Here is a 2,612-nt window from a genome sequence, read left to right as displayed (position 1 = left end):
CGATATGTCACAAAAAAGCCCCTGCCGATTGCTCGGCAGGGGCTTTCGCACAGCGCTGCAGGAAAAATTACAGGCCGGCGGCGTCACGCAACGACTGGGCGCGGTCGGTGCGCTCCCACGTGAAGGTGGTGAAGGTGTCGTCGCCGACCGTCTTCTGCTGCGGGGTGCGGCCGAAGTGGCCGTAGGCAGCGGTTTCCTGGTACATCGGGTGCAGCAGGTCGAGCATGGTGGTGATGGCGTACGGACGCAGGTCGAAGCACTCGCGCACCAGCTGGATGATCTTCTCGTCGGAGACCTTGCCGGTACCGAAGGTGTTGATCGAGATGGAAGTCGGCTGGGCCACGCCGATGGCGTACGAAACCTGGATCTCGCAGCGCTCGGCCAGGCCGGCAGCGACGATGTTCTTGGCCACGTAGCGGCCGGCGTAGGCCGCGGAACGGTCGACCTTGGACGGGTCTTTGCCAGAGAACGCGCCGCCGCCGTGGCGCGCCATGCCGCCGTAGGAGTCGACGATGATCTTGCGGCCGGTCAGGCCGCAGTCACCCACCGGGCCACCGATGATGAAGTTGCCGGTCGGGTTGATGTGGTACTGGGTGCCCTTGTGCAGCAGTTCGGCAGGCAGGGTGTGCTTGACGATCAGCTCCATCACGGCTTCCTGCAGGTCTTTCTGCGAAACCTCAGGGTTGTGCTGGGTCGACAGCACGATCGCGTCGATACCCACTACCTTGCCGTTTTCGTAACGGCAGGTGACCTGGGATTTCGCGTCCGGGCGCAGCCACGGCAGCAGGCCGGACTTGCGGGCTTCGGCCTGGCGCTCGACCAGACGGTGCGAGAAGCAGATCGGTGCCGGCATCAGCACTTCGGTTTCGTTGCTGGCGTAGCCGAACATCAGGCCCTGGTCACCGGCACCCTGGTCTTCCGGCTTGGAGCGGTCGACGCCCTGGGCGATGTCCACCGACTGCTTGCCGATGATGTTCATCACAGCGCAGGTGGCGCCGTCGAAACCGACGTCGGAGCTGTTGTAGCCGATGTCGATGATCACCTTGCGCACCAGGTCTTCCAGGTCGACCCAGGCCGAGGTGGTGACTTCACCGGCGATGATGGCGACACCGGTCTTGACCAGGGTTTCGCAAGCTACGCGGGCGTATTTGTCCTGGGCGATGATGGCATCGAGGACGGCGTCCGAAATCTGGTCGGCGATCTTGTCCGGATGCCCTTCGGACACGGACTCGGAGGTGAAAAGGGAGTATTCGCTCATCTCGAAGGTTCCTGAAATTTACCGATGGTGTATGTCGCCAGCCGTGCGCTGGAAATGGCGGACCTGGATCTGGAAACCGTTACGCAAGCCCACGTACAGGCTGTCGCCGAGGGCCAGCCCGGCAGCGTTGGCCCAGCGGGCCAGGTCGTCCTGTTCGAAGCCAAGCCACAGGTCGCCGCACGCTTCCCGCGCCCACCCCTGGTCATGGCTGCAAAGTTCGGTGACCAGCAAGCTGCCGCCTGCCTTCACCCGATTGGCCAGCTGGCGCAAGGCCAGGGCCGGGTCGCTGAAATGGTGCAGGACCATGTTCAGCACAACGCAGTCGGCGGCCACATCCGTTGCACCCAGTGCATCGGCCAACTGCAGGTTCACGTTGTCGAGCCCTTCGCGCTGGCACACCTGGCGCGCCAGCTCGAGCATGGTCGGGCTGTTGTCCAAAGCGGTGACCCGGGCGAAGCGCCGGGCCAGGTCTGGCAGGAAGCCGCCGTCACCGGGGCCGACCTCCAAGGCGCTGGCAGCCGGGTCGAAATTCAGCTTGTCGAGCAGTGCCAGCAGGCTTTCGCGGTACTGCGGCAGGCCGGCAATAAGGTCTTGCTGGGCGCGAAACTTTTCTTCCACGCGCAAGAAGAAGTCCTGGCTGGTTACCGCGCGGCGCTGCTGCACCTGGGCGATCCGCGCCTGCACGTCCGGCGGCAGCGTCAGGCCGTCGACCTCTTCAAGCAACGCCGCATGCAGCCGGCCGCCCAGGCGCAGGCTGTCGGGCAGGGCGCGGCGGTAGAAGATGGCATTGCCTTCGCGGCGGGTCGCTACCAGCTCTGCCTGGGCCAGCACCTTCAGGTGGTGGCTCATGCCTGACTGGCCTACGTCGAATATCTGCGCCAGCTCCAGCACGCCGAACGAATCGTTGGCCAGGGCGCGCAGTACGTTCAGGCGCAACTCGTCGCCACTGGCCTTGCACAGGGCAGCCAGTGTTTCGCGTTGCTCGGGAATGGATTGCGCACGGAGGTTCATGGGGCGGCAGTCTAGACAGGCATCGATGCCCTAGCAAGGCCAATATCAAAAAGTTTTGATATTGAGTGATGGACGGGCCGTTTCACCCGGTTTTGCCCCGAATTGAATGCCAATCACAGGAAAATCCCCCGACTGCGACCATACGTCATTGCCCCCGGCACCCCCAGTGGGCGAAAATAGCCGCCTTTTTCGTGACACCACCTATTCAAGCCCCCCCAGGAGACCAGCGATGCCCAGCCGTCGTGAACGTGCCAACGCCATTCGCGCCCTCAGCATGGATGCCGTGCAAAAGGCTAATAGCGGCCACCCAGGTGCCCCAATGGGCATGGCGGATATCGCCGAA

At 63.7% G+C, this 2,612-nt stretch carries 2 protein-coding genes and 1 pseudogene; 1 reads left to right on the top strand and 2 read right to left on the bottom strand.

The genetic code is table 11. The features are described 5' to 3' along the window. Positions 1 to 67: 67 nt before the first annotated feature. Positions 68 to 1,258 (bottom strand): methionine adenosyltransferase, encoded by a 1,191-nt coding sequence (gene metK / locus HP546_RS29020; protein ID WP_172232944.1) that lies wholly within the window; start codon positions 1,256 to 1,258, stop codon positions 68 to 70. 18 nt (positions 1,259 to 1,276) lie between these two features. Next, positions 1,277 to 2,269 carry a metalloregulator ArsR/SmtB family transcription factor gene (locus HP546_RS29015; RefSeq protein WP_172232941.1) on the bottom strand — a complete coding sequence of 331 codons (993 nt, stop codon included), beginning with the start codon at positions 2,267 to 2,269 and terminating at the stop codon, positions 1,277 to 1,279. A 229-nt stretch (positions 2,270 to 2,498) separates the two neighbouring features. On the opposite strand from HP546_RS29015, the pseudogene HP546_RS29010 reads away from it, so the two are divergent. Continuing rightward, a pseudogene (locus HP546_RS29010) lies at positions 2,499 to 2,612 on the top strand (transketolase); the annotation flags it as partial.

The sequence above is a fragment of the Pseudomonas sp. CM25 genome (genome assembly GCF_013179705.1).
Taxonomy (GTDB): Bacteria; Pseudomonadota; Gammaproteobacteria; order Pseudomonadales; family Pseudomonadaceae; genus Aquipseudomonas.
This window is presented reverse-complemented; position numbering and strand designations above follow the sequence as displayed.

Excerpts from the sequence above, each read along its gene's own strand:
- metK (WP_172232944.1), bottom strand. The coding sequence starts at position 1,258 with ATGAGCGAATACTCCCTTTTCACCTCCGAGTCCGTGTCCGAAGGGCAT.
- HP546_RS29015 (WP_172232941.1), bottom strand. The coding sequence starts at position 2,269 with ATGAACCTCCGTGCGCAATCCATTCCCGAGCAACGCGAAACACTGGCT.